This window comes from Brevundimonas nasdae (genome assembly GCF_016654005.1).
GTDB classification, from domain to species: domain Bacteria; phylum Pseudomonadota; class Alphaproteobacteria; order Caulobacterales; family Caulobacteraceae; genus Brevundimonas; species Brevundimonas nasdae.
Map to the genome: position 1 here is coordinate 325105 of NZ_JAEPWN010000001.1, position 25224 is coordinate 350328.

The following is a 25224-nucleotide window of genomic DNA, read 5'->3' on the forward strand; positions in this document are numbered from 1 at the left end:
ACGCTCGCTTGGGTGTGTTGAAGCGGAAGGCGGCGGGCCCTATGGTCCGCCGTCTTTTTTGCAGCCCTTCCCCGAGCCCGATTTGAGCACCTCGACTGAACCGCTCGCGTTTCAGGACCTGATCCTGACGCTCCACCGCTATTGGGGCGAGCAGGGCTGCGCCATCCTGCAACCCTATGACATCGAGGTCGGAGCCGGCACGCTCCACCCCGCCACTGTGCTGCGCGCCCTGGGGCCCAAGCCCTGGAAGGCCGCCTATGTCCAGCCCAGCCGCCGCCCCGGCGACGGCCGCTATGGCGAGAACCCCAACCGGCTCCAGCATTATTATCAGTATCAAGTGATCCTGAAGCCGAACCCGGACAATCTGCAGGAGCTGTACCTGGGATCGCTGGCCGCCATCGGCATTGATCCCAAGCTGCACGACATCCGCTTTGTCGAGGACGACTGGGAGAACCCCACGGTCGGCGCCTGGGGTCTGGGCTGGGAGGTGTGGTGCGACGGGATGGAGGTGACGCAGTTCACCTATTTCCAGGGCGTCGGCGGCATCGAGGTGGACGTGGTCTCGGGCGAGCTGACCTACGGGCTGGAGCGTCTGGCCATGTATGTTCAGGGCGTCGACAATGTGTACGACCTGAAGTTCACCAAGGAAGGTCTGACCTATGGCGAGGTCTTCTTGGAGAACGAGCGTCAGCAGTCGGAAGCCAATTTCCACGGCTATGATGTCGATGGGCTGAAGCGCCGGTTCGAGGACATGGCAGCCGAGGTTTCGCGCCTGCTGGACATGCGCGGCCCGCAAGGCCAGCCGCTGGTCCTGCCGGCCTATGATCAGGTGCTGAAGGCCAGCCACCTGTTCAACCTGATGGATGCGCGCGGCGCCATCGCCGTCGCGGAGCGCCAAAGCTACATCGGCCGCATCCGCGAACTCTGCAAAGCCTGCGCCCTCGCTTACGTCGAACAAGAGCGGAAAACCGCCTGATGCCCCAGCTTCTCCTCGAAATCTTCTCCGAAGAAATCCCCGCCCGCATGCAGCAGGGCGCCGCGCGCGATCTGGAGCGTATGGCCACCGAACGTCTGAAGGCGGCGGGCCTGACCTGGGACGGGCTGACCACCTATGCCGGACCGCGCCGCCTGACGCTGGTGGTGGACGGCCTGCCTGCCGCCACGCCCGACCGCGAGGACGAGATGAAGGGGCCGAAAGCCTCGGCGCCCGAACAGGCGCTGGAAGGCTTCCTGCGCAAGACCGGCCTGACGCGCGATCAACTGGTCGAACGCGACGGCGTCCTGTTCGCCGTCATCAGCCAGCAGGGTCAGGCCACGCCGGGCCTGATCCCCGGCATGGTCGATCAGATCATCCGCAACTTCCCCTGGCCCAAGTCGATGCGCTGGGGTTCGGGCACGCTGCGCTGGGTGCGGCCGATCAAGCGGATACTGTGCATCTTCGACGGCCATGTCGTGCCGTTTGAGATCGACGGCATCCCGTCGGACGCGATCACCGAGGGGCATCGCTTCCTGGGATCGGGCGCGCCGTTCGCCGTCAGCGATTTCGTCGATTACCGCCACAAGCTGGAGCGCGAGCACGTCCTGATCGACGTGGCGGACCGCAAGCTGCGGATTCTGGAACAGGCAAAGGCCGCCTGCGCCGCCAAGGGGCTGTCGCTGGTCGATGACGACGGCCTGCTGGACGAGGTGGCGGGTCTGGCCGAGTGGCCGACGCCGATCCTGGGCGACATGGATCCGCAGTTCCTGTCGCTGCCGCCCGAGGTCGTGCGTCTGTCGATGAAGGTCCACCAGAAGTATTTCGCCGTGCGCGATCCGTCCAAGGAGGGCTTGGCGCCTAACTTCCTTGTCGTCGCCAATGTCGAGGCGACCGACGGTGGCAAGGCGCTGGCCGCCGGCAACAGCCGCGTCCTGAGCGCCCGTCTGAACGACGCCCGCTTCTTCTGGGACGAAGACCAGAAGGTCGGCTTCGACGCCTGGAACGCCAAACTGTCCGGCGTCACCTTCCACGCCAAGCTGGGCACGCTGGCCGAACGGGTCGAGCGCATCGCCGCCCTGGCGCGCGAGATCGCCCCGCTGGTCGGCGCCGACGCCGATCAGGCTGAAACCGCCGCGCGCCTGTCCAAGGCCGATCTGGCCAGCGGCATGGTGGGCGAGTTCCCGGAACTGCAGGGCGTCATGGGCGGATACTACGCCCGTCTGGCGGGCCAGCCCGACGCCGTCGCCGACGCCATCCGCGACCACTACAAGCCGCAAGGCCCCGCCGACACGGTCCCGACCGCCCCGGTGACGGTCGCCGTGGCCCTGGCCGACAAGCTGGACACCCTGGTCGGCTTCTTCGCGATTGATGAGAAGCCCACGGGATCGAAAGACCCGTTCGCCCTGCGTCGCGCGGCGCTGGGCGTGATCCGGTTGGTGCTGGAGAATGGGGTGCGCGGCTCGTTGGTCGAGATGATGAAGCCAGCCGGAACGATGATCATCGCCGGCCGCAAGATGAGTGCGGATACGAAATACTCTGCTGATCTTCTCGCGTTCTTCGTTGATCGCCTGACCGTTCTCCTGCGCGATCGGGGCCAGCGCCACGACCTCGTGGCCGCCGTCTTCGCGCTGGGTGATGACGACCTCGTCCGCATCGTGCGTCGGGTGGAGGCGCTGGCGGCCTTCCTGGCGACGGACGACGGGGCGAACCTGTTGGCGGGGTACAAGCGCGCCTCCAACATCCTGCGCGCCGAAGAGAAGAAGGGGCCCGTGCCGACGGGCATGGTCCGCACCGGCCTTCCGAACCAGCCCGAGCCGGAAACGGCCCTGGCCTTCGCCGTCGGCGCGGCCCAGACCGCCGTGGACATCGCGCTGGACGCCGAAGACTTCGCCGCCGCCATGACGGCCCTGGCCGCCCTGCGCGCGCCGGTGGACGCCTTCTTCACCGATGTGCTGGTCAATTCTGACGTCGTCGAAGAGCGTGAAAACCGCCTGAAGCTACTGGGTCAGGTCCGCGACGTCATGGGCAAGGTCGCCGACTTCGGCCAGATCGCGGGCTAGGTCTCCGAGCGATAGTCCGCCCACAACCGTCATTCCGGGGCGCCCGAAGGGCGAACCCGGAACCCAGGAGGCTGGCATCCGGCGTCGAACGCATCCAGCGGGGCGCCTGCGGTCCTGGGTTCCGGGTTCTTCGCTGCGCTCAGCCCCGGAATGACGAGCTGAGAAGTTAACATAGGGCGTTTTGCTTCCCCTTCCTGTCCGCCCGGCCTAAAGCCCGGCCATGTCTTCCAGCCTGTTCACCACCCGCAGTTCGGTCTTCGCTCTGGCGACCCTGTGCTGCTTCCTGTGGGGCAGCGCGTTTCCGGCGATCAAGGCGGGGTTCGCCCTGCTGGCCGTGGCGCCGTCCGACATCGCCAGCCAGATGCTGTTCGCTGGTTGGCGGTTCGCGCTGGCGGGGCTGATCCTGCTGGTGCTGGCGGCGGCCATGAAGAAGACGGTGTTGCGCCTGTCGCTGGCGCAATTTCGGCAGGTGGGCCTGCTGGGCCTGACCCAGACCACGATCCAGTATGTCTTCTTCTATACGGGCGTGGCCCATGCGACGGGCGCCAAGGCGTCGATCACCAACGCCACCTCGACCTTTTTCAGCGTGATGCTGGCCCATTTCATCTATGCCAACGACCGGCTGAACGGGCGCAAGGCCCTGGGCTGCCTGATCGGGTTCGTCGGGGTCATGCTGGTCAATCTGGACCGGGCGGGGCCGAACGGCCTGGGTCTGGATTTCACCCTGCTGGGCGAGGGTTTCATCGTCATCGCCGCCTTCGTGCTGGCCGCCGCCTCCATCTACGGCAAGCGGGTGTCGCGCACCCTGGACCCGATGGTGATGACCGGCTGGCAGCTGACCATCGGCGGGGCGGTGCTGACGGTGATCGGATTGGCGGGCGGCGGGCATCTGGCGGCGTTCGGCTGGGAGGCGACGCTGCTGCTGGCCTATATGGCGCTGCTGTCCTCGGCCGCCTTTGCGATCTGGAGCCTGCTGCTGAAGCATAATCCGGTGGGCATGATCGCGGCCTTCAACTTCCTGATTCCGGTGTTCGGGGTGGTGCTGTCGGGCCTGTTCCTGGGCGAGACGATCCTGAAATGGAGCTATCTGGGCGCGCTGATTCTGGTGTGCGCAGGCATCTGGCTGGTGACCCGGACGCCGCGCGCGCGACCGTTAGCGCTCTCAAAGACCGGATGAATTTGATCCTGCGGCGGAATGGCGAAGTTTGGTCACGTTTTGTTACGTGCGGCCTCGCCTTCGCGTTCGCAGCATTGTAGTCAGGGCCACCGCGAGCGGGACAACCCGCCGCATCTTTACACGCGGGTGAAGGCCCGCCTGACCACGGCTCAGGGACTGCAAGATGACCAAGTGGGTGTACGGCTTCGGCGGAGGCTCCGCTGACGGTGATGCTTCGATGAAGAACCTTCTGGGCGGCAAGGGCGCGAACCTGGCCGAAATGTCCGCCCTGGGTCTGCCGGTGCCGCCGGGCTTCACCGTGACCACCGAGGTCTGCACCCACTATTACGCCAATGGCGAGACCTATCCCGCCGACCTGCAGGCGCAGGTTCAGACGGCGCTGGAGAAGGTTCAGGGCGTGGTCGGCAAGACGTTCGGCGATGTCGAGAACCCGCTGCTGGTCTCGGTGCGCTCGGGCGCGCGCGCCTCTATGCCGGGCATGATGGACACGGTGCTGAACCTGGGGCTGAACGACCAGACGGTCGAAGGCCTGGCCAAGCTGTCGGGTGACCGCCGCTTCGCCTTCGACAGCTACCGCCGCTTCATCACCATGTATTCCAACGTGGTGCTGGGCCTCAGCCACGACGACTTCGAAGAGGTGCTGGACCAGCACAAGGATCGTCTGGGCGTCACCGTCGACACCGACCTGAGCGCCGCCGACTGGGAGAAGGTCGTCGCGGACTACAAGGCCGTGGTCGAACGCGAGCTGGGTCACGCCTTCCCGCAGGACCCCAAGGACCAGCTGTGGGGCGCTGTCGGCGCCGTGTTCGAAAGCTGGATGAACGATCGGGCGAAATTCTATCGCCGCATGCACGACATTCCCGAAAGCTGGGGCACCGCCGTCAACATCCAGTCGATGGTGTTCGGCAATATGGGCGAGACCTCCGCGACGGGCGTGGCCTTCACCCGCAACCCCTCGACCGGCGAGGCGCGCCTGTACGGCGAGTTCCTGATCAACGCCCAGGGCGAGGACGTGGTCGCGGGCATCCGCACGCCCCAGTCCCTGACCAAGATCGGCCGCGAGGAGATGGGCGAAAAGGCCCCCTCGATGGAAGAGGCCATGCCGGAAGTGTTCGGCCAGTTTGTCGAGGTCGTCGGCAAGCTGGAAAGCCACTACCGCGACATGCAGGACATCGAGTTCACGGTCGAACAGGGCCGCCTGTGGATGCTGCAGACCCGCAACGGCAAGCGCACGGCCAAGTCGGCGCTGAAGATCGCCGTCGATCTGGCCGCCGAGGGCGTGATCTCTGAAGAAGAAGCCATCAGCCGCGTCGAACCCGCGTCTCTGGACCAACTGCTGCACCCGACGCTGGATCCCAATGCGGAACGTCGCGTGGTGGCGGCGGGCCTGCCGGCCTCGCCCGGCGCGGCGACCGGCAAGATCGTCTTTGACGCCGACGAGGCTGAACGTCTGGCCGGTCTGGGCGAGGCGGTCATTCTGGTGCGTGAAGAGACCAGCCCGGAAGACATCCACGGCATGCACGCGGCGCGCGGCATCGTGACGGCGCGCGGCGGCATGACCAGCCACGCGGCGGTCGTGGCGCGCGGCATGGGCCGGGCCTGCGTCTCGGGCGCCGGTGAAATCCATATCGACGAGGCCAAAGGCGTCTTCACCGCGCGCGGCCGCAGCTTCTCCGCCGGTGAAGTCATCACCATCGACGGATCCAAGGGCGAGGTCCTGGACGGCACCGTGCGCATGATCGAGCCGGAGCTGACCGGCGACTTCCAGACCCTGATGGCCTGGGCCGACAAGGCGCGCCGCCTGAAGGTCCGCGCCAACGCCGAAACCCCGCTGGACGCCAAGACCGCGCTCGGCTTTGGCGCCGAGGGCATCGGCCTGTGCCGCACCGAACATATGTTCTTCGACGACACCCGGATCGCCGCTGTGCGCGAGATGATTCTGGCTGACGACGAGGCGGGTCGCCGCACGGCCCTGGCCAAGATCGCCCCGTTCCAGAAGTCGGACTTCGCCGAACTGTTCGAGATCATGGCGGGCCTGCCGGTGACGGTGCGCCTGCTGGACCCGCCGCTGCACGAGTTCATCCCGCACACGGATGAGGACATCGACGCCCTGGCCGCCACCTCGGGCATCGACGCCGACAAGCTGAAGCGACGGGCCAAGGAACTGCACGAAACCAACCCCATGCTGGGCCACCGCGGCTGCCGCCTGGGCGTCGCCTATCCTGAAATCTATGAGATGCAGGTCCGCGCCGTTCTGGAGGCCGCTCTGGACGTGAAGGCCAAGTCGGGACAGGCACCGATCGTGGAGATCATGCATCCGCTGGTGGCGACCGGGCTGGAGATGAAATATCTCCGCGAACTGACCGACCGCACCGCCAAGGCCGTGTTCGACGAAGCGGGCCAGAAGGTCGATTATCTGGTCGGCGCCATGGTCGAACTGCCGCGCGCCGCCATCCGTGCGGGGGATCTGGCCGAATACGCCCAGTTCTTCAGCTTCGGCACCAACGACCTGACCCAGACCACCTTCGGCATCAGCCGCGACGACTCGGGCCGCTTCCTGCAGGCCTATCTGGACAAGGGCATCTTCGAGACGGACCCGTTCGTGCGTCTGGACCAGGACGGCGTCGGCGGCCTGATCGAGATCGCGACCGAGCGCGGCCGCGCCGCCCGCCCGGACGTCAAGCTGGGCATCTGCGGCGAGCATGGCGGCGATCCCGCCTCCATAGCCTTCTGTGAGAAGACCGGCCTGGACTACGTCTCCTGCTCGCCCTACCGCGTGCCGATCGCCCGTCTGGCGGCGGCCCAGGCCGCGCTGGACATCGAGCGTGAAAAGGACCGTTGAGGTCGACTTAAAAAAGGGGGCGACGCCCCCTTCACCCGATCCGGTAGTGGGCGGCTAAGGCCTGCAGGGCCTGTTTCAGCAGGGTCTTGCCGTGGCGACGGCGCAGGCCAAGGCCGCTCTCCGCCAGTTTCAGGCTGTCGCCCTGCAGGCAGATGCGGTTGAGGATGGCGCGGTGCTCGGCGCCGACGGCGCTCAGCGCCTGTTCCACGCGCAGCGCGGCGGACAGGGCGTGATCGCCCGGCTCGACCCGCGCGGCTGATCCGCCGCCGGAGCGGGGCAGGGCGTCCCATCTCATGGTCAGGGACGGGCCGGCCTGGGCCAGTTCAGCGTCCAGACGCAGGCGCTCGCCCGCCGCGGCCTGGGCCGGGCTCAGCCACGGCTGGCCGGCGGCGTCCGTCCTGCGCGCCAGCCAGGCGATGGGGCTTTCTCCCAGATTGGCGGCCAGGCGGACCATGCGTCCGTCGCCGCCGACGACAGAGCGTTCGCCGTCGATGACGCCGGGACGACCGGGGGCGAGGCTGGTGTTGCGAGACGGAACCGGCCGCGCGGTCCAGCCGCCCTCCAGCCGCGTACGCAGGCCGGGGCGGTCGATCAGGCTGCGGAAATCACCCTCGTCCAGCATCAGGGCGACGCGGCTGCGGCGGTCCGGTCCGATCCGCAGGGCGTATCCGTCGCCCTGCGCCGCCAGCCAGGCGGCGGTGTGGCGGGTCATCAGGTCACGGGCGCGTTCGGCGGCGCGGCTCATCGCGGCAGCTCCTGACGCGGGGCCTCGACGACCGAATGGAGGCAGGTCTCCAACTGGGTCAGCAACTGGTCCACCGGCTGGGCGTCGCGCGCCTCCTCGACCCAGCGGCAGGCGGTGGAGGCGGTCGAACGGTTCAGGCCGAACACATGGGCCACCCGCTCCAACGGCCAGCCGAACGAGATGTGCGCCAGATACATGGCCAGCCAGCGCGCCCGCGACACGCCTGTGTCGGCCCGCCCCCGCGCGGTCATCTGTTCCGGCTGGACCCCCGTGCGCGCCGCGACCATGTGAATGGCCAGCCCGGCCCGCAGCCGATCTTCCGCCGTCACCGGAACCCTGTATTCATTTGCGTTCAAAACCACGTCTCCCCAACAAGCCTGCGCGGCGGGCGTTCTGGCGCCGTCTCGCGTTATGATGGGAATATAATCCTAATCCGCGTCAGGAACGGACGTGCCGTATTAACCGCGCGCAGGTTGCATGTGGGCAGATGCGTGGATGGGCGGGAAGGGCGGCGGGGCGTCGGCGGGGATTATGGTTAATAAATTTCGAATCATTGACGTGTAGGCCTCGACCACGATTCCCAAATCAGCCTACGATTCGATTCATGGTGAGGAATTAACCTTTCTTAAGGTTTTCGACCCTTAACCTACGAACAAGGTTACCCGGCAGTGTGCGTGGGTGGTTACCGCAAAGCTTTTGCCTGGAGGGCATGAATGCGCGTCCTGCTGATCGAAGACGACCACGCCACCGCCCAGAGCATCGAACTGATGCTGAAGTCGGAAGGCTTCAACGTCTACACCACCGATCTGGGTGAAGAAGGCATCGATCTGGGCAAGATCTATGACTATGACCTCATTCTGCTTGACCTGAACCTGCCGGACATGAGCGGCCTTGAGGTTCTGCGCCAGCTGCGCGTCGGCAAGATCAATACGCCGGTCATGATCCTCTCGGGCAGCCACGAGATCGAAACCAAGGTCAAGACCTTCGGCGGCGGCGCCGACGACTATCTGACCAAGCCTTTCCACAAGGATGAGCTGATCGCGCGCACCCACGCCGTGGTCCGTCGCTCCAAGGGTCACGCCCAGGCCATCATCCACACCGGCGAGATCGCGGTTAACCTGGACGCCAAGACGGTCGAGGTTAACGGTCACCGGGTGCATCTGACGGGCAAGGAATACCAGATGCTGGAGCTGCTCTCGCTCCGCAAGGGCACCACCCTGACCAAGGAAATGTTCCTGAACCACCTGTACGGCGGCATGGACGAGCCTGAGCTGAAGATCATCGACGTCTTCATCTGCAAGTTGCGCAAGAAGCTGGCCACCGCCGCCGACGGCAAACACTATATCGAAACCGTCTGGGGCCGCGGCTATGTGCTGCGCGATCCGGCCGAAGGCGCGATCACCGTCGCCGCCTGATCGGTTTCCGATCCGAGACTTTCGAAACGCCCGCCGGAAACGGCGGGCGTTTTGCGTTTAGCGGGGGGCTGCGGATGGCCAAATACAAGCCGATGGATTGCGGGGCCTTAGCGGTTGGCCTCGTCAATGAAGTCATGCAGTGGAGCCTGCCGCCTGGCCCCGTGCATTTCTCGGCCTCGGCTCAGGAGCATGCGGACGACCGTCACCCTGGTGACTATGCGCTCTGCATCAAGAATATCGAGAGCATTCTTCGCGCGCCGGATTGGATCGGGCAGGGACCAAAAGACCGTGAAGGGTTTGTGATGGTTCGCCGGATTTCTGCGGCGAAAGCGATACTGTTGGTCGCAATCAAGTTGAAGCGTGACGATCAGGGACGATATGTCGTCGCCAGCACCTATCGCGTCACGCAACATGATGTCGATACACGTGTCGCCAAGCGTTACTGGCTGCCCGTATAAGACAAAAGGCCCCGTTCAGGAACGAGGCCTCTTTCCAAGTTGAAGGCGGGGTCCCGAGGTCCCGCATCTCTTTCGGCTTTCGCCTACTTTACGCCGCTGAAAGCGGAGTGTGTGAGGAGGGAGTTCTCACCTCATCAACTTGGACTTTCAATATACAGTTGAAAGCCTGATTTTTCAATAGCGCCCGTATCGTGAAAGGCCAGCGTGGCCGACAGGCCGCCGTCCTCGGCGTTGGTCAGGGTCAAGCGCGCGCCGGATCGTTCGGCCATGCGTCGCGCGATGGTCAGGCCCAGGCCCGAGCCGCCGCTGTCGCGTGATCGCGACGGGTCCAGCCGGTAGAAGGGCTCGAACAGGCGGGCGATCTGGTCGTCCGGCACGCCGGGGCCGTGGTCGCGAACGGTCAGGCGGATCTCCGACCCCTGACGCACGGCGGACACCTGGGCGTCGCCGCCGTGGCGCACGGCGTTGTCCACCAGGTTGGTCAGGCAGCGGCGCAGGGCCTGGGGACGGGTGCGGATCACTGCGCCGCAGCCTTGTGTGAAGACGACGGGCTGGCCCGCATCGGCGGCGTCTTCGCACAGGGCCGAGAGCAGGGCGTCCAGATCGACGGAAACCACATCTTCCGCCGTGGTCTCGATGCGGGCCAGATCCAGTCCCTCGCGCACCAGATGCTGCATGGCGGCCAGATCATTGACCAGTTGGGCGCGCAGGGTCTCGTCATCGACCTTTTCGATGCGCAGCCGCATACGCGTCAGGGGCGTCTGCAGATCGTGGGCCACGGCGGCCAGGACGCGGGTGCGGTCCTCGATCAAGGCCTTCAGCCGGGTCTGCATGGCGTTCAGGGCTTCGGCGGCCTGTCGCACCTCGCGCGCGCCTTCCGCGACCAGGGGCGGGCGGTCCAGATCGTGGCTCAGGGCCACGGCGCCCTCAGACAGACGGTTCAGCGGTCCCGCCGCCAGACGCGACGCCATCCAGCCGGTCAGCAGCACCCCCGCCAGACCAACAGCCAGCAGGGCGGCGGCTTCGCGGTTCAGCGTCCAGGGACGCGGGGCGGGCGGCAGGCTGATGGCCACCGGCTTGGCCGTTCCCCCATGCGGACGCAGCACCAGAATCCGGCAACGCAGATGATCGGTCACTCCGCCGCAGGCGATGGTCGGGGCGTGATAGGCCTTGACCGTCACCCCCTCGACGCCGCGCCGCTTGAAGGCGGCGGCGACCGCCTGGGTCAGGGCCGGGTCGGGGCTGCCCAGCGTCTGGCCGGATGCGCTGGGCAGGCCGGTCATCAGGGCCGCGACCGGATCGGCGCCGGACCCGGCCAGGTCGACGATCCGTTCGGCGGTGGTGAAGTCGTGCGACTGGGACAGACGGCTGTGATGGTTGAAGCCCAGGGCCGCGAAGGTGACCCCCGCCGCCAGCAGGGCGCCGATCAGCAGCAGCAGGAACAGCCGTGTCGTCTCTGTTCCCGACGCGGCGGCTTCGGTCCGCTTCAGGCGCGCCATGTGACAGGCCCCGCCAGCATATAGCCCAGGCTGCGCACCGTGCGGATCAGGGCGGGGTTCTTGGCGTCGTCGCCCAGCTTCTGGCGCAGGCGGCTGACGCGCAGGTCGATGGCGCGGTCGTCGGCGTCGGCGACGGTGGACAGGGCGCGGATGCGTTCGCGCGACAGGGGCTTGCCGCCGTTGCGGATCAGGGCGTTCAGCAGGTCGAAATCGGCGCCCGACAGGGGCGCCAGCCGCCCGTCCGGCGCCGTCAGCGCCCGCGCGGCGATGTCCAGCGACCAGCCGGAAAAGTCGGCGTGCCGTCCCTCGACAGGATCGGACCCGCCGCTGGTGCGGCGCAGGACCGTGCGGATGCGCGCCACCAGTTCGCGCGGCTCGAACGGCTTGGCCATATAGTCGTCGGCCCCCATCTCCAGCCCCACGATCCGGTCGATGGGATCGCCCCGCGCCGTCAGGATGATGACGGGGGTGCGTGATGCGGCGCGGATGGACCGGCACAGGCTGAGCCCGTCCTGATCGGGCAGGTTCAGGTCCAGCACCACCAGATCGACCGGCCCCGCCTCCAGCGCCGCCTGCATGGCCCGACCGTCCGCCGCCTTCACGGTGCGGAAGCCATGCTGCTCCAGATGATCGGCCAGCAGGTTGCGGATGTCGCGGTCGTCGTCGACGATCAGCAGGACGGGTGCGGCGACAGGCTGGGGCATGGGCGTTCAGCGCAAGATGTGAAGCTTCGTCTGTCCCTCTGTCTCATGGCCAAAGCGCGGCGGATACAGTCGGACACAATTCTCACGGCGCCCGACACCGTGCGACACCCACTGGCCGCGAACCCGCCGGATGGCGGCCCGACAAAGCGATTGTCCGACACAAGGCCGGACGTTCTCATCGAGAGACAGCCATCATGAAGTCCTTCCGCACCGCCGCCGCCCTGTCCGCCGTCGCCCTTGTTGGCCTGACCAGCGGCGCGGCCTTCGCCGGCACGACGCCTGCTCCGGCGACCACGCCTGCCCGTCCGTCGGCGACCGCTCCGGCTGCGCCCGCCGCGTCTGCCGCTGGCGCCTCGGCCCACCGCGCTCGTGGTCATCAAGCCGCTCCGAGCACGGCTCCGGCTCAGACCCCGGCCCCCAAGAAATAAGACGAACCTCTCCCTCTCCGTTCGCCGAAACGCCCGTCAGCCGCAAGGCTGGCGGGCGTTGTCTATTCAGGAAGGGCGGAACGCGTTCGCAAGCGCGGCGGCCATCGGATTGGGGCGGCCGAAACTGTCGAAGGGCAGGGGCTTGTCGCGGCCGTCGTCCTTGTCGCCCTGCCGATACCAGCTGTCGATGTCGCGCAGGCCCCAGACGGTGAAGGCGTACCGCTGACGCGCGGGCAGGGCCATGAAGGCGTCGGCCAGTTCAGTGACGCGCGCGGTCTGGGCCGCGATGCGGTTGGCCTGACTGCGCGTATCCAGTCGTTTTTCGGTGCGCAGGCTGCAATCCAGTTCCGACACATGGATGGGCAGGCCGAACTGGGCGATCTGGCGGTAATAGCGGGCGATGGCGCCGTCGGGGATGTCGATCCACAGGTGGGACTGAAGGCCCAGCCCCTGCAGCGGGCACCCCGCCTTCAGCAGCCGCTCGACCAGACGTAGGAACTGCTCGCCCTTGGCCGGGACGCTTTCCTGATTGTATTCGTTCAGGAACAGGACCGCCTCGGGATCGGCGATCCGGGCTTTTTCGAAGGCGCGCAGGATATAGCCGTCATGGCCGTATCGGCGGCTCCAGTGACTGTCGCGCAGGCCTGATCCGTCATCCAGAATCGGCTCGTTGACCACGTCCCAACTGCGCGCCTTGCCGCGATACCGGCCCGCCAGAGCAGCGATATAGCCATCGAAGGCGCGGTCGAAGGCGGCGTTGTCCAGTCCGGTGAAGGCCTGTTCGCCTTGCGCGTACCAGATCAGGGTGTGGCCATGCAGGGCCATGCCGTTGGCCTGGGCGAAGGCGGCGATGCGGTCGGAACGGTCGAAGTTGGGGCGGTCCAGGCCGTCGGCCAGGATGTACTCCATCTTCATCTCCCACTCCGGCGTCAGCTGGGCGACATTGGCGCGGGCCAGATTGACCCATTCGGCGTCATCGAGCTGCATCGCCTTGACCGCCGTGCCGAACGGGCAGGGGGCGACGGATTTCAGCGGCGGAACGGTGAGGGAGGCGGGCTCAGCCGAGGCGAAGCGGTCGCAGGCGGCGAGGGCGACGGGTGCGGCGATGACGGCGCGGCGTGAGAGCTTCATACGTCTCTCTCCCCGTTCCGGGTGGGGAGGGCAGGGCGATCTCCCGCAGACCTGTCTTGCCTTAAATCGGCGCGAGGGCGCATAGCCGCCCTCACCCGGTCGTTGCGCGACCACCCTCCTCCGCAGGGGGAGGGAGAATGTCGGTTGTCAGACCGCACGCTTCCGCAGGCCCATTTCGTCGAACGCCGCCGTCTCGCGCTTGGCGATGGCCATCAGCCGGTTCAGGCGGGCGGTTTCGGCGACGTGCTCGAACTTCTTCAGTTCCTCGAAGGCGCTGGTCAGGGCGTCGCGGGCGCCGGTTTCCTCGGCGTCCAGATTGGTCAGATCGCCTTCCGCCACGGCCTTGCGCGATTTCCAGCCGTGCAGATAGGCGGCCAGCATCATGCCGGCGTCGGGGTCCAGGCGGGCGCGGTCGCGTTCGTTCTCGGCCTCGGCGTCCAGCACGGCGATGCGCATTTCCGCGGTGGCGCGGCGGGCGGCGATCTCGGCCAGACGCTTCTGCAGCGTCTCGACCTCATAGTTGGAGATGCGGATCAGGGATTGGGCCCAGGCGGTCATTGCATCGTCACTCGCGGATCATGCCTTGATTGAGGATGTCCTCCAGTCGGGTAAAGGAATCGGAAAGACGGGTCGCGTCCTCCTTGTCCTGACCCAGGAAGGCCTCCAGTGCGGGGTTCAGGGCGATGGCGCGGTCCACGATGGGATCGGCGCCGGTGCGGTAGGCGCCGATCTTGATCAGCTCTTCCATATTGGCGTAGGCGGCCAGGGTCTGGCGGGCGCGCTTGTTCAGTTCGCGCTCGGGCGGGGTCTGGCATCCAGGCATGGTGCGGCTGACGGATTTCAGCACGTCGATGGCGGGAAAGCGCCCGCGCTCGGCGATCTTGCGATCCATGACGATGTGCCCGTCCAGAATGCCTCGAACGGCGTCGGCGATCGGCTCGTCATGGTCGCCGCCGTCCACCAGAACGGTGAACAGGGCCGTGATCGGCGCCGCTGTCGTGCCGTCGGGCCGGACGGGGCCGGGACCGGCGCGCTCCAGCAGCTTGGGCAGTTCGGTGAAGACGGTCGGCGTATAGCCCTTGGTCGTCGGGGGTTCGCCCGCCGCCAGACCAATCTCGCGCTGGGCCATGGCGAAGCGGGTGACGCTGTCCATCAGGCACAGCACCTCCAGATCCTGGTCGCGCAGGAACTCGGCGATGGCCATGGTCATGTATGCGGACTGGCGCCGTTTCAGGGCCGGTTCGTCAGAGGTGGCGACCACCACGACGGCGCGTTTCAAACCTTCTTCGCCCAGGGTCTCTTCCACGAACTCGCGCACTTCACGGCCGCGTTCGCCGATCAGGCCCACGACGACGGCGTCGCAGGTCGCCTCCTTGGCCAGCATCGACAGCAGCACCGACTTGCCCACGCCCGAACCGGCGAAGATGCCCAGGCGCTGGCCCCGGCAGGTGGTGGTGAAGACGTCCATCGCCCGCACGCCCAGGTCCAGCCGTTCGCCGACGCGCCCGCGTGAATGGGCGGGCGGCGGGGGGGCGCGCAGGGGATAGGGAGCCGGGCCTTGCGGCAATGGCCCCTTGCCGTCGATCGGCTGGCCGAAGGCGTCGATGATCCGGCCCAGCCAGGCGGTGGTGGGGCGCACGCTGGCGGCCTGGTCGATGATCCTGATGTCGGCGCCGGGGGCCACGCCCTCGACCGGGCCGAACGGCATCAGCAGGGCCTTGGAATCGCGGAAGCCCACGACCTCGGCGGGCAGGGGCTCCTGGCCGCGCCGTCCGATCTCGGCCCGGGCGCCGACGGCCAGACGCGACAGGCCGCCGCGCGACTCGATCAGCAGGCCCGACACGCCCGCCACCTTGCCGGTGACGACCAGTGGGTCGATCGCTTCAACGGCGGCGACGAGATTGCGCAAAATGGACCCCAGAAACAGCCGTCAACAGATGCGCGATCATGGTTAACGCGGGGTGAAGCCGCGCCGCGTGCGTCGGTCGTCTTATACATCTTAAGGTCGTGTTATACGCAAATCTACGTATGATTTGCAACCTGTGCGAGAAACGCTTTCGAAAGGGTTTGAGCGCATGTTCGACGCATAAAAGGGTGTCGGATCGGCAGGAGACCGGAATGTTTTCCAGGCGTCGCGTTCCAAGCGAAACAAGCGTTCGTTTATCCGACCAGGACGCCAAGCTGGCGGCCATCGGCCGCTCCCAGGCGGTGATCGAGTTCAATCTGGACGGCACGATCATCGAGGCGAACGACAATTTCCTGAAGGCCATGGGCTATCAGCTGTCCGAGATCGTCGGCACGCATCACCGCCAGTTCATGGACCCCGTGGACGCCGCCTCGCCCGAATACGCCGCCTTCTGGCGCAACCTGAATGCCGGGCAGTTTCTGGCGCAGAAGTTCCGCCGCCTGGCCAAGGGCGGTCGCGAGATCTGGCTTCAGGCCTCGTATAACCCGGTGTTCGGCCCCGACGGGCGCCCGGTGAAGGTCATCAAACTGGCCGTGGACATCACCGCCGAGGAACAGGCCGCCGCGCGCAGCGAGGCCCAGCGTGTCGAGGCCGAGGCGGCCCAGCAAAAGCTGGTCGAAGCCCTGGGCGCCGCCCTGGCCAAGCTGTCGGCGGGGGATCTGACGGCGCGCGTGACGCCCGAGATGACCGGGGCTCATGCGCTGGTGAAGGACGACTACAACGGCGCGGTGGAAAGCCTGCGCCAGACGCTGGATCAGGTGCTGGCGGCGGTCGCGGCCCTGCGTGGCGGGGCGGAAGAGATTTCAGGCGCAGCAGACGACCTGTCGCGGCGCACCGAGCAGCAGGCGGCCTCACTCGAAGAGACGGCGGCGGCGCTGGACGAAATCACAGCGACTGTCAGCCGAAGCGCAGAAGGCGCCCGCCAGGCGTCCGCCGCGGCCGCCAGCGCGCGGACCGAGGCGGATCGGTCGGGCGAGGTGGTGCGTCAGGCGGTCGCCGCCATGGACGGCATCCGCAAGAGCTCCGGCCAGATCGGCGAGATCATCGGCGTGATCGACGAAATCGCCTTCCAGACCAATCTGCTGGCGCTGAACGCCGGGGTCGAGGCGGCGCGGGCCGGGGATGCGGGACGCGGCTTCGCCGTCGTCGCGTCCGAGGTTCGGGCGCTGGCCCAACGCTCCGCCGATGCGGCCAAGGAGATCAAGGCCCTGATCAGCACCTCCACCGCCGATGTGGCGCAGGGCGTGAAACTGGTCGACGAGGCTGGATCCACCCTGGGCGCCATCGCCCAGAAGGTCGCGGAAATGGACGCCCTGGTCGGCGAGATCGCCTCGTCGGCTCAGGAACAGGCGACCGGACTGGGCCAGGTCAACATCGCCGTCAACCAGATGGATCAGGTCACGCAGCAGAACGCCGCCATGGTCGAGGAGACGACCGCCGCCGCCGCCAATCTGAAGACCGAGGCCGACCAGTTGGCGGCGCTGGTCGAACGGTTCGACACCGGCTCACGCGGGGCGGCGGCCGCCCCGGTCCGCAGCGCGGCGGCTGCGGCGCCTGTTCCTCTGGCCCGTGAACGCGCCCGCATCCGCGCCTTCGCCGGCGGGGGCTCTGCTGCGGCCCTGGCCGCTGACGGGTGGGAGGAGTTCTGACCTGATCAATCCGCTCATCCGGGCGAAAGCCGGGATCCCGTTCCGTCGCCTCGGCGGACCGAAACCCACGGCGGCAGTCCCCCCACGCCGTGCGTGCGAAAGCACAGGGTCCCGGCTTTCTCCCGGGTGAGCGGATCAGGTTGCAGGCGTGGTCTCGGTCACGGGCGGCGGCTGACGCGTCGTGACGATGGCCCCGACCGAGGCGGCGACGATGGCGGCGATGGCCAGCCACTGCTGGCCGGTCAGATGCTCGTGCAGGAAGATCAGGCCCGCCACGGCCCCGACCGCCGGTTCGGCGCTGAGCACGACGCCGAAGGTGCGCTTGGGGATCGAGCGCATGGCGAACATCTCGAACGTATAGGGCAGGGCGCTGGAGAACAGAGCCACCGCCGCCCCCGCCAGCAGGATGGCCGGGTTCAGCAGGGCGGCGCCCGCATGGGCCACGCCGAACGGCACGATGACCATGGCCGCCACGCTCATGCCCAGAGCCACCGACTGGCCGGGGTGGATGTGGCTGAGCCGCTTGCCGAAGACGATGTACAGCGCCCAGCACAGGCCCGCGAAGGCGGCCAGGCCCACGCCGACCGGATCCAGCGATCCGACCCCCTGTTTCAGCGGCAGCAACAGGCCCAGGCCCAGCACTGCAAACCCGATGCAGACGAAGTGGATCGGCTTGCGCGAATGGAGCAAGGCCAGGCTGAGCGGACCCATGAACTCGATGGCGATGGCCAGGCCCAGCGGAATGGTCCGCAGTGACATGTAGAAGCTGAGGTTCATCGCCCCCAGCGCCACGCCATACAGCAGCACCCCCATCAGGTCCTGACGCGTCAGGCGGAACCGCCACGGACGAAACACCGCGATCAGCAGAACCGCCGACAGGCCGACGCGATAGGCCGATGTCCCTTCCGCCCCGATCAGGGGGAACAGGGTCTTGGCGTAGGAGGTGCCGCACGCCAGCGTCACCATGCCTGCGAACAGCGCAAGATAGGGCATCAGCCGCACGGCGATGGGGGAGTTCAGGTGCTGCTTCAGGGCCAGGGAGGTCATGACGGCTAGGTAGCCGAAATCCGCTTGCGCTTCCCGGCGATTTCCGGCCTCAATGCGCCTGAAATCGTCACGAAAGGCCATTCCATGACGAATTTCGTCACCCTCGACGATTTCGACCATAGGCTCCTGGCGCGCGTCCGCCTGAACAATCTGGAGCCCGCCCGCGTCACGGCCGAGGCGGTGGGTCTGTCAGAGTCCGCCGTCCTGCGTCGACTGCGCCGCCTTCGGGCCGAGGGGGTGATTGCGGGGGATGTGGCGGTGATCGACCCGGCCCGGGTCGAGCCGCGCATCGTGCTGCACGTGCTGGTCGAAATGGACACCCAGGACCGCAAGGTGGTGGACGCCTTCCAGCGCGCGATGAAGGCCAGCCCGGAGGTTCAGGGCTGCTGGGACGTGACGGGCGAGACGGACTATCTGGTCACGGTCGCCGTGCGCTCGATGCAGGAATACGAAGCCTTCGGCATCCGCGAGATGATCCCCGACAAGGGGGTGCGCGCCTACAAGAGCATGATCGTGATCCGCGAGGTCGTCGGCTTCGATCCGGCGCGTGCGGTGCTGGCGCGCTAGAGCATGAGCCACGCTCTCGCTTAAATCAGGCTCTAGCGGGTCGGCGCCTCGATCACGATCATCGCGCCGACGCCGGTTGAGCGGTTTTCGATCACGCCGCCGATCTGTTTGACCAGACTGTCGATCACCCGCATGCCCAGGCTGCGGTCGCTGCGGGCGGCGGTCAGGTCGAAGCCCTTGCCGCTGTCGGCGACCGTGACGGTCAGGCGGCCGTCGGCGATCCGGCCGGTCACGGCGACGGCGCCCCCTTGCGGCCCATAGGCGTATTTGATGGCGTTGATGACCAGCTCATTGACGATCAGGCCCAGCGGTATGGCGATGTCGGCGATCAGGGGCGCGTCATCGGCGTCGCAGGTGACGATGTGGTGCTGGCTGCCGGTGTCGATGGCCTCGCACAGCTTGGTCAGGAAGTCGCACAGGATGACGCTCTGCACGTCCGACCCGCGCCACAGCTGGTCGTGGACCTGGCTGATGGCCTGAATGCGCGAACCGGCGTCGCCCAGGGCGGCGCGCACATCGTCGGACGCGGCGCCGCGCGCCTGCATGGCCAGCAGGCTGGAGACCAGGCTGAGGCTGTTCTTGACGCGGTGGCTGACCTCGCGCGTCAGCAGGGCCTGATGTTCGATGGCGGCCAGAAGCCGCTCTTCGGTCTGTTGGCGGGCGATGGCGGCGCCGACCACAGCGGCGAAGGCGTCCAGAAACAGGGCGTCGCTGGCGTCGAACTGGCCTTCGTCGGGGCTGTCGACCTCGAGCACGCCCCACGGCGCGCCGTCGATCTCGGGCCGGATCAGCACGTTGATGGCCCGGCGCACCCCGTGGTCGGCCAGCAGTTTGGGGGTTCGGAACCGATCTTCGATCTCCAGATGATTGGAGATCAGCGGCTTGCCGGTCTGGAAGGCGAAACCGGCCGGGGAGTCGAGATCAAGCTCCAGCGTCACCTGACCCTCGACCTCGCCGCTCCAGCCCACGCCGGCGATCAGCACCAGACGGTCGCGGGTGTCGTTGTGGATCAGCACCTTGGACAACGGGGTCTCCAGCCCGTCGGCGCAGATCTCGCAGGCGGCGTCCAGCAGGGCCTGGGGATCGCGTTCGCGCAGGGCCAGTTCGCCGAACCGCGCGAGCAGCGACTGCTGTTTCAAACGGTACGTCAGTTCATCGGCGGTGGAGCGGACCTCCGGCTCCGGCGACGTCTCGACACGGGGCGTCTGCATGTCGTCCATCTGGACCTGGGTGTCGCCGGACGCCGGGGCGCGCATCTGTTCAACCAGATCGGCGATCTCAGGCGTCATGCCCGTGGCGGCGAGGGTGTTTGGATCGGACAAGGGGCTGCAAACTCGATGTTCGGTGGGCGCGATTATAGATTACATAGTCGCTCTGATAGGATTGCGCAGAAATCATCGCAGGCAGCCTCTTGCGCGTCACGGCAAGGCCTTATCTGTTGTGCGCTCAAGATTGACGGAGAACTCCCCATGTCCGACTTCAGCTACGATGCTTCCCGCCACCTGAAGAAGGGGCGGGGCAAGGTCTATGACTCGATCATCGACACCATCGGCGACACCCCGATCGTGCGCCTGCCCAAGCTGTCGGCGGAATACGGGGCCAAGGCCACGGTCCTGGCCAAGCTGGAGTTCTTCAACCCGATCGCCTCGGTCAAGGACCGGATCGGCGTGGCCATGATCGACGCGCTGGAGCAGGCCGGGAAGATCAACAAGGACACCCTGCTGGTCGAACCGACCAGCGGCAACACCGGCATCGCCCTGGCCTTCGTCGCCGCCGCCAAGGGGCTGAAGCTGATCCTGGTCATGCCCGAAAGCATGTCGATCGAACGTCGCAAGATGCTGGCCCTGCTGGGCGCCCAGCTTGAGCTGACCCCGGCGGAAAAGGGCATGAAGGGCGCCATCGCTCGCGCCCAGGAACTGCTGGAGACGACGCCGAACTCGGTCAGCCCGTCGCAGTTCGAGAACCTGGCCAACCCCGCCATTCACCGCGTCACCACGGCCGAGGAGATCTGGAACGACACCGACGGCGCCGTGGACATCGTGGTCGCGGGCGTCGGCACGGGCGGCACTATCTCGGGCGTCGGTCAGGCGCTGAAGGCCCGCAAACCCTCGGTGCAATTGATCGCCGTCGAGCCCGAGGCCTCGCCCGTCCTGTCGGGCGGCGCGCCCGGCCCGCACAAGATCCAGGGCATTGGCGCAGGCTTCGTACCCGCCATTTATGACGCCTCGGTCGTGGATGGGGTGGAGCAGGTCTCCAACGACGACAGCTTCGAAATGGCCCGCAAGGTCGCCCGCACCGAGGGCGTGCCGGTCGGCATCAGCTCCGGCGCCGCCCTGACCGCCGCGTTCCGCATCGCCGCGCGCGAAGAGAATGCGGGCAAGACCATCGTGGTCATCATCCCGTCCTTCGCCGAACGTTACCTGTCGACCGCCCTGTTCGAGGGGCTCTGATCCAGGTCTGCGCCTCGCCAGCATTGTGGCCGCCGGGTCGCGATGCTGGCGATGCATCCGTCATCTACAAAACCTGCAGACACACGACCGGTTAACGGTCAGTCTTTAGACTGTTCTGCATGAGCGACGTTTCAGTCTTGATGGAAGAAGATGCGCCGCCGTCTTCGCGCGCGCGGCACGCCCTGCTGAAACGTCTGGCGGACGTCGTGTCTTTGCCCGCCAGCCGCATCAACGCCTTTGAACGCGCGGTGACGGGCGATCTTCTGGTCGACATGCTGCGGCTGGCGTCGCGTGAGGACCGCCGCCGCGTCGCCGCGCGTCTGGCGTTGCTGAACGAGATTCCCAACAGTCTGGCGCGCCTGCTGATACGTGACGAACCGGATATTGCGGGCCTGCTGCTCGAACAGTGCGCCTCTCTGACCGACGCCGACCTTGTGGCCTGCGCGCGCGATGCGGGGCCGGAGCACCGGATCATGATCGCCGGGCGCAGGGGCCTGTCCGAGATTGTGACAGAGACCCTGCTGTCATTTGAGGAATTGGCGACTACGGAGCGGTTGCTGAAGAACGAGACCGCGCGCTTCTCGCAGGCGGGGCTTGAGGAGGCGGTGAAGTTGAGCCGTCTTATGCCGGTGCTGTGCGCGCCGTTGTTGAAACGTCCCGAGATGAGGCCGTCCAGCGCCTATGTCATGTACTGGTGGTGCGGGCCGGAAAACCGACGCACGATTCTGCAGCGCTTCGCGGTGTCGCGTGAAGTGATGCAGGAGGTGGTCGAGGACGTCTTCGCCATGGCGGCGAAAGAGGGCTGGTCTGATCCCGTATCGCGCAAGGCCCTGCAATTCATCGAGCGCCGTCAACGCAACCGAGCGGCGATAGAGAAGAGCCCGTTTGAAAGTCTGGAAGAGGCCGTCGCCGTTGCTGCACGTGACGGTCTGACACGAGAAACCGCGTCCGAGATCGCCTATCTGTCTGGAGTAAAGCCTTTGACCGGGGCCAAGATTCTGGGCGACCCGGGTGGAGAATCCCTGGCGATTCTTTGCAAGGCGACAGGCCTGTCGCGCACTGATCTGCTTAATCTGTGGCGTTCGATGCGTCGTCCCGAGACGACGGCGGACGGCCTGACCGATCCCGACTGGGAGCGGGTGCAGATCACCTATGAGATGCTGGCGGTCGACCGCGCCCAGACTGTGTTGCGATACTGGAACTGGTCGTTGTCATCTGCCCTGACGCCTGAACTTCTGCGCGCCATCCGCGAAGGCGATGAAGCCATGGTGGACGAGTACTCTGCCCCTGAACGTGCGGCGATGATGGTTCTGTCGCAAGACTTCCGGCGTTGATCCTATACCGCTGGTGATTGTTACTATTCGGGTCTTGCAACCTTGACGACTGTTGACTGTGAGTGATTGCTTTTAAGGCCAAACATCCTTATGCACGTCAAAAGTGGAGGGCGGCTGGCTTTTCCAGTCGAAGTCATTGAACCATGGACCAGACGATTATTATGGAAGAAAAGCCCGAACTGTTGGAAATGACGGCTGACATCGTGTCCGCTTACGTCGGCAACAACACTGTATCCGCTGACGTCCTGCCGTCCCTGATCGCCAGCATTCACGCGGCGCTGTCCGGTGTTTCTCTGGCGCCCGTCGAGCCCGAGCCCGAGCCCAAGGAACCGGCGGTTCCGGTGCGCAAGTCGATCAACGCCGACTTCCTGATCTGCCTGGAGGACGGCCGCAAGTTCAAGTCGCTGAAGCGCCACCTGCGCACCAAGTACGACATGAGCCCCGAAGAATACCGCGCCAAGTGGAACCTGCCGAAGGACTATCCGATGGTTGCTCCGAACTACGCCAAGGCGCGTTCGGAACTGGCCAAGCAGATGGGTCTGGGCCAGGGCGGCCGCAAGCCGGCCCGCGTCACCCGCGCCAAGAAGTAAATCGGGAGCATTCCCGAACAGAAACGCCCGCTTCCGAAGGAGGCGGGCGTTTTGCTGTGCGATAAGCTGTTTAACCGAGGTCAGGCCGCCTGGGCGGTGCGCCGCATACGCCAGAAACGCAGGGTGCGCAGGGCGGCGGCGCGGGTCAGGTCCTGGTACATGCCGCCGTAGGCCGCCGCCTTGCCCATCGCATTGTCCTGCGCGCCCAGGATGACCACGGCGTAGGTCAGGAAGATCGCGCGATCCAGATCCGCCGCCTTGCAGATCACCGCCAGGGCGTCCAGTTCGTGGCGGTCCGCCACGCTCTTGACGGTATGGAAGTCGACATCCGCCAACTCTGACAGGGCGATCAGGAAGGCGGTCGCGCCCCTGGTCCGCATCAGCCGCGCCAGCGCCGTGGGCGTCAGCGGGCCCTGCGCGCGCAACTGGGCGACATGGGCAAGACTGTCGGCGTAGTCGGCGGGCAGATCGCCCTGATCGACGGCGACCTGGGTGCGTCCGGCGGCCAGAGCGGCCTCCAGCAGGGCCGGATCGAGCCGCGCGTTCTGTTCGAGGATCTGCTGGCGCAGCCGGGCCTCGACCAGGAAATACATCTCGTTCACCAGATCCACGGGCAGGCAGGCGCCTTCGACCGTGGCGGCGTGAAGTTCAGGGTTGGCCTTGGCGCGCTCGACGGCGGCTTCAGACGTGGCGCGCGACAGGCGGGCGCCACGGTTGCGCAGCAGGGCGCCCAGGGTCTGGTCGTCCCCGTGAGCGACGATGGCCTCGGACACGGCCTCAGAGACGTTGGCGCGGCCGGAAACGGCGCGAATATGGTCCTGGCTATGCTGGCGCACGATATTCACCAGATCGTCGTCCGTCAGCACGGGCGAACCGCGCAGCACAGGCGCCGCGACCTCGGCGGCGTCGTGGGCCAGGCGGGTGATCAGGTTGCGGGGCGCGTGCGGGGCGTCGGCGAAACGGGCCGACAGTTCGGCGCGCACCGCCGTCTCCATCTGCTCGGACAGGCGCGACAACAGGGCGCCATAGAGGCCGTTCTCGCTGGGCGGAAGCGGCGCCTGGCCGAAGAAATGGTCGGTCAGGGCGCGCAGCAGCTGACGCCGCCGGGGGCTGGACGTCTCGTCAGCCAGGGCGATCAACTGCGGCAGGCGTGAGTCTTTCAGGACGTCCGTCTCGACCAGGGCGTGGTCCGTCATGGGGTCTCGTCGGACTGCGATTGAGGCATGGCGCGGATGCGGCCGTTGGCGTCGCGGATCAACTGGGGCGGGGCGTCGGGTTCGGCCATGTCCTTGGACGCCGGAACCTGGGTCAGCTCGACGGGCAGGGCGTTCAGATAGGACTGCTGCGGCGCGGCGATGGCGTCGGGATGGCGGCCCGCCTGACGGTGGACGGAATAATAGCGGGCCTGCTGGCTGTAGGGACCGGCCTGGGCGACCTGCTGGACCTCGGCGGTCTGCGGCGCGTCTGAGGCGACAGCGGCGGCGGGCTGGCGTTGCAGGCTGAAGATGGCGGCGTCGCGACGCGGAGCCATCGGGTCGACGACATCGGGAGCCGCAGCCGGGGCGGGCGCGGCTTCTGCCGCATAGGCCTGCTGCTGTTGCGGTTGAGCGGGCTGGGGCTGAGCGGCTTGGACCGGGGCGGGCGTGTTCGCCGCAGCCATAACGGGCTCGGGGCGGGGTTCTGGACGAGCTTCTGGGCGCGGCGCGGGTTGAGGCGCGGGCTGGACGGCCGCCTGAGGCGTGGGCTGGGGCGCAGCTTGAGGCGCAGGCGTCGGGGCCTGGCGGGCGGGCGCGGTCACATAGGCCTGGGGCGCGGTGTTGGAGGGCGCGGACGCGGCGCCATAGGTGGGGTTATAGAAGGCGGTGGCGGGCGTCAGGCCGGGGCGCGGGGCTTCGCGGCTGGGCGCGTCGAGCCGGGCCAAAGGGATGGCGGACGAGGCGTCGAGCGACGCCGCCGTGCGGACCGGGCGCAGCGCAGGTTCGCCGCGCGCAGACGCGGGGACGACCGCGGGGGCAGGCGCCGCGTTGACAGTCGCCTTGCCCGGCCAGGACAGATAGCGCAGCCCGGCGCTGTTGGTGGCGACCTGCTGAGCGGAGGCTGCGTCGGCGAGGGCGCTGACGGCGAACAGGGCGGTTGTGAAGACGAGGGCGCTGCGCAAGGCGGCTCTCCGGTGGGAAGAACAACCA

Annotated in this window: 23 protein-coding genes; 12 read left to right on the forward strand and 11 right to left on the reverse strand. The window is 67.0% G+C overall.

The window, feature by feature from the left end; all coding sequences use genetic code 11:
* Positions 1-82: 82 nt before the first annotated feature.
* From JKF87_RS01625 to ppdK, 4 genes are all read left to right on the forward strand, one after another.
* Positions 83-976 carry a glycine--tRNA ligase subunit alpha gene (locus JKF87_RS01625; RefSeq protein WP_201096703.1) on the forward strand — a complete coding sequence of 298 codons (894 nt, stop codon included), beginning with the start codon at positions 83-85 and terminating at the stop codon, positions 974-976.
* On the forward strand, positions 976-3036 hold the full coding sequence (glyS, locus tag JKF87_RS01630) for a glycine--tRNA ligase subunit beta (RefSeq protein ID WP_201096705.1): 2061 nt from the start codon (positions 976-978) through the stop codon (positions 3034-3036). Before JKF87_RS01625 ends, glyS begins: the two co-directional genes overlap by 1 nt.
* Positions 3037-3256: 220 nt before the next feature.
* On the forward strand, positions 3257-4213 hold the full coding sequence (locus tag JKF87_RS01635) for a DMT family transporter (RefSeq protein ID WP_201096707.1): 957 nt from the start codon (positions 3257-3259) through the stop codon (positions 4211-4213).
* 163 nt (positions 4214-4376) lie between these two features.
* On the forward strand, positions 4377-7055 hold the full coding sequence (gene ppdK / locus JKF87_RS01640; protein WP_201096709.1) for a pyruvate, phosphate dikinase: 2679 nt from the start codon (positions 4377-4379) through the stop codon (positions 7053-7055).
* A gap of 31 nt (positions 7056-7086) precedes the next feature.
* On the opposite strand, the gene JKF87_RS01645 is transcribed toward ppdK, so the two are convergent.
* Positions 7087-7800, reverse strand: coding sequence for a DUF6456 domain-containing protein (locus JKF87_RS01645; RefSeq protein ID WP_201096710.1), 714 nt, complete (start codon positions 7798-7800; stop codon positions 7087-7089).
* Entirely contained in the window at positions 7797-8156 is a 360-nt protein-coding gene (locus JKF87_RS01650) for a helix-turn-helix domain-containing protein (protein ID WP_236261023.1), read from the reverse strand. The genes JKF87_RS01645 and JKF87_RS01650 overlap by 4 nt, the downstream gene beginning before the upstream one ends.
* A 357-nt stretch (positions 8157-8513) precedes the next feature.
* Between JKF87_RS01650 and ctrA the strand changes: the two genes are divergently transcribed.
* Positions 8514-9215, forward strand: coding sequence for a response regulator transcription factor CtrA (gene ctrA / locus JKF87_RS01655; protein ID WP_201096711.1), 702 nt, complete (start codon positions 8514-8516; stop codon positions 9213-9215).
* A gap of 74 nt (positions 9216-9289) precedes the next feature.
* Entirely contained in the window at positions 9290-9673 is a 384-nt protein-coding gene (locus JKF87_RS01660; protein ID WP_201096712.1) for a PBECR3 domain-containing polyvalent protein, read from the forward strand.
* A 134-nt stretch (positions 9674-9807) separates the two neighbouring features.
* On the opposite strand, the gene JKF87_RS01665 is transcribed toward JKF87_RS01660, so the two are convergent.
* Together JKF87_RS01665 and JKF87_RS01670 are read right to left on the reverse strand one after the other, a co-directional pair.
* A complete protein-coding gene (locus tag JKF87_RS01665) occupies positions 9808-11172 on the reverse strand; it encodes a sensor histidine kinase (RefSeq protein WP_201096713.1) in 1365 nt (454 codons plus the stop codon).
* A complete protein-coding gene (locus tag JKF87_RS01670; RefSeq protein ID WP_201096714.1) occupies positions 11160-11876 on the reverse strand; it encodes a response regulator in 717 nt (238 codons plus the stop codon). Before JKF87_RS01670 ends, JKF87_RS01665 begins: the two co-directional genes overlap by 13 nt.
* Positions 11877-12070: 194 nt before the next feature.
* Between JKF87_RS01670 and JKF87_RS01675 the strand changes: the two genes are divergently transcribed.
* A complete protein-coding gene (locus JKF87_RS01675; RefSeq protein ID WP_201096715.1) occupies positions 12071-12304 on the forward strand; it encodes a hypothetical protein in 234 nt (77 codons plus the stop codon).
* A gap of 66 nt (positions 12305-12370) precedes the next feature.
* On the opposite strand, the gene JKF87_RS01680 is transcribed toward JKF87_RS01675, so the two are convergent.
* The 3 genes from JKF87_RS01680 to fliI form a co-directional block, all read right to left on the reverse strand.
* Positions 12371-13435 carry an endo-1,4-beta-xylanase gene (locus JKF87_RS01680; protein ID WP_201096716.1) on the reverse strand — a complete coding sequence of 355 codons (1065 nt, stop codon included), beginning with the start codon at positions 13433-13435 and terminating at the stop codon, positions 12371-12373.
* A 147-nt stretch (positions 13436-13582) separates the two neighbouring features.
* Positions 13583-13993, reverse strand: a complete 411-nt coding sequence (locus JKF87_RS01685; RefSeq protein WP_201096718.1) for a flagellar FliJ family protein — start codon at positions 13991-13993, stop codon at positions 13583-13585.
* 7 nt (positions 13994-14000) lie between these two features.
* On the reverse strand, positions 14001-15344 hold the full coding sequence (fliI, locus tag JKF87_RS01690) for a flagellar protein export ATPase FliI (protein ID WP_201096720.1): 1344 nt from the start codon (positions 15342-15344) through the stop codon (positions 14001-14003).
* Positions 15345-15553: 209 nt separating this feature from the next.
* On the opposite strand from fliI, the gene JKF87_RS01695 reads away from it, so the two are divergent.
* On the forward strand, positions 15554-17050 hold the full coding sequence (locus JKF87_RS01695) for a methyl-accepting chemotaxis protein (protein WP_201096722.1): 1497 nt from the start codon (positions 15554-15556) through the stop codon (positions 17048-17050).
* 135 nt (positions 17051-17185) lie between these two features.
* Here JKF87_RS01695 and JKF87_RS01700 read toward each other — a convergent pair whose 3' ends face one another.
* On the reverse strand, positions 17186-18097 hold the full coding sequence (locus tag JKF87_RS01700; RefSeq protein WP_201096724.1) for an EamA family transporter: 912 nt from the start codon (positions 18095-18097) through the stop codon (positions 17186-17188).
* 84 nt (positions 18098-18181) lie between these two features.
* On the opposite strand from JKF87_RS01700, the gene JKF87_RS01705 reads away from it, so the two are divergent.
* Positions 18182-18664, forward strand: a complete 483-nt coding sequence (locus tag JKF87_RS01705; protein WP_201096726.1) for an Lrp/AsnC family transcriptional regulator — start codon at positions 18182-18184, stop codon at positions 18662-18664.
* A 32-nt stretch (positions 18665-18696) separates the two neighbouring features.
* On the opposite strand, the gene JKF87_RS01710 is transcribed toward JKF87_RS01705, so the two are convergent.
* On the reverse strand, positions 18697-19986 hold the full coding sequence (locus tag JKF87_RS01710; protein WP_236261024.1) for a sensor histidine kinase: 1290 nt from the start codon (positions 19984-19986) through the stop codon (positions 18697-18699).
* Between the two features lie 147 nt (positions 19987-20133).
* Here JKF87_RS01710 and cysK point away from each other — a divergent pair, with 147 nt between their 5' ends.
* The 3 genes from cysK (at position 20134) to JKF87_RS01725 (ending at position 23038) form a co-directional block, all read left to right on the forward strand.
* Entirely contained in the window at positions 20134-21114 is a 981-nt protein-coding gene (cysK, locus tag JKF87_RS01715) for a cysteine synthase A (RefSeq protein ID WP_201096727.1), read from the forward strand.
* Between the two features lie 119 nt (positions 21115-21233).
* Complete coding sequence (locus tag JKF87_RS01720; RefSeq protein ID WP_201096728.1) at positions 21234-22448, forward strand: DUF2336 domain-containing protein; 1215 nt, start codon at positions 21234-21236, stop codon at positions 22446-22448.
* A gap of 161 nt (positions 22449-22609) precedes the next feature.
* Positions 22610-23038, forward strand: coding sequence for a MucR family transcriptional regulator (locus JKF87_RS01725; RefSeq protein WP_201097212.1), 429 nt, complete (start codon positions 22610-22612; stop codon positions 23036-23038).
* An 80-nt stretch (positions 23039-23118) separates the two neighbouring features.
* On the opposite strand, the gene JKF87_RS01730 is transcribed toward JKF87_RS01725, so the two are convergent.
* Together JKF87_RS01730 and JKF87_RS01735 are read right to left on the reverse strand one after the other, a co-directional pair.
* Positions 23119-24234, reverse strand: a complete 1116-nt coding sequence (locus JKF87_RS01730) for a DUF2336 domain-containing protein (protein WP_201096729.1) — start codon at positions 24232-24234, stop codon at positions 23119-23121.
* On the reverse strand, positions 24231-25196 hold the full coding sequence (locus JKF87_RS01735) for a hypothetical protein (protein ID WP_201096730.1): 966 nt from the start codon (positions 25194-25196) through the stop codon (positions 24231-24233). The genes JKF87_RS01730 and JKF87_RS01735 overlap by 4 nt, the downstream gene beginning before the upstream one ends.
* Between the last annotated feature and the right edge of the window lie 28 nt (positions 25197-25224).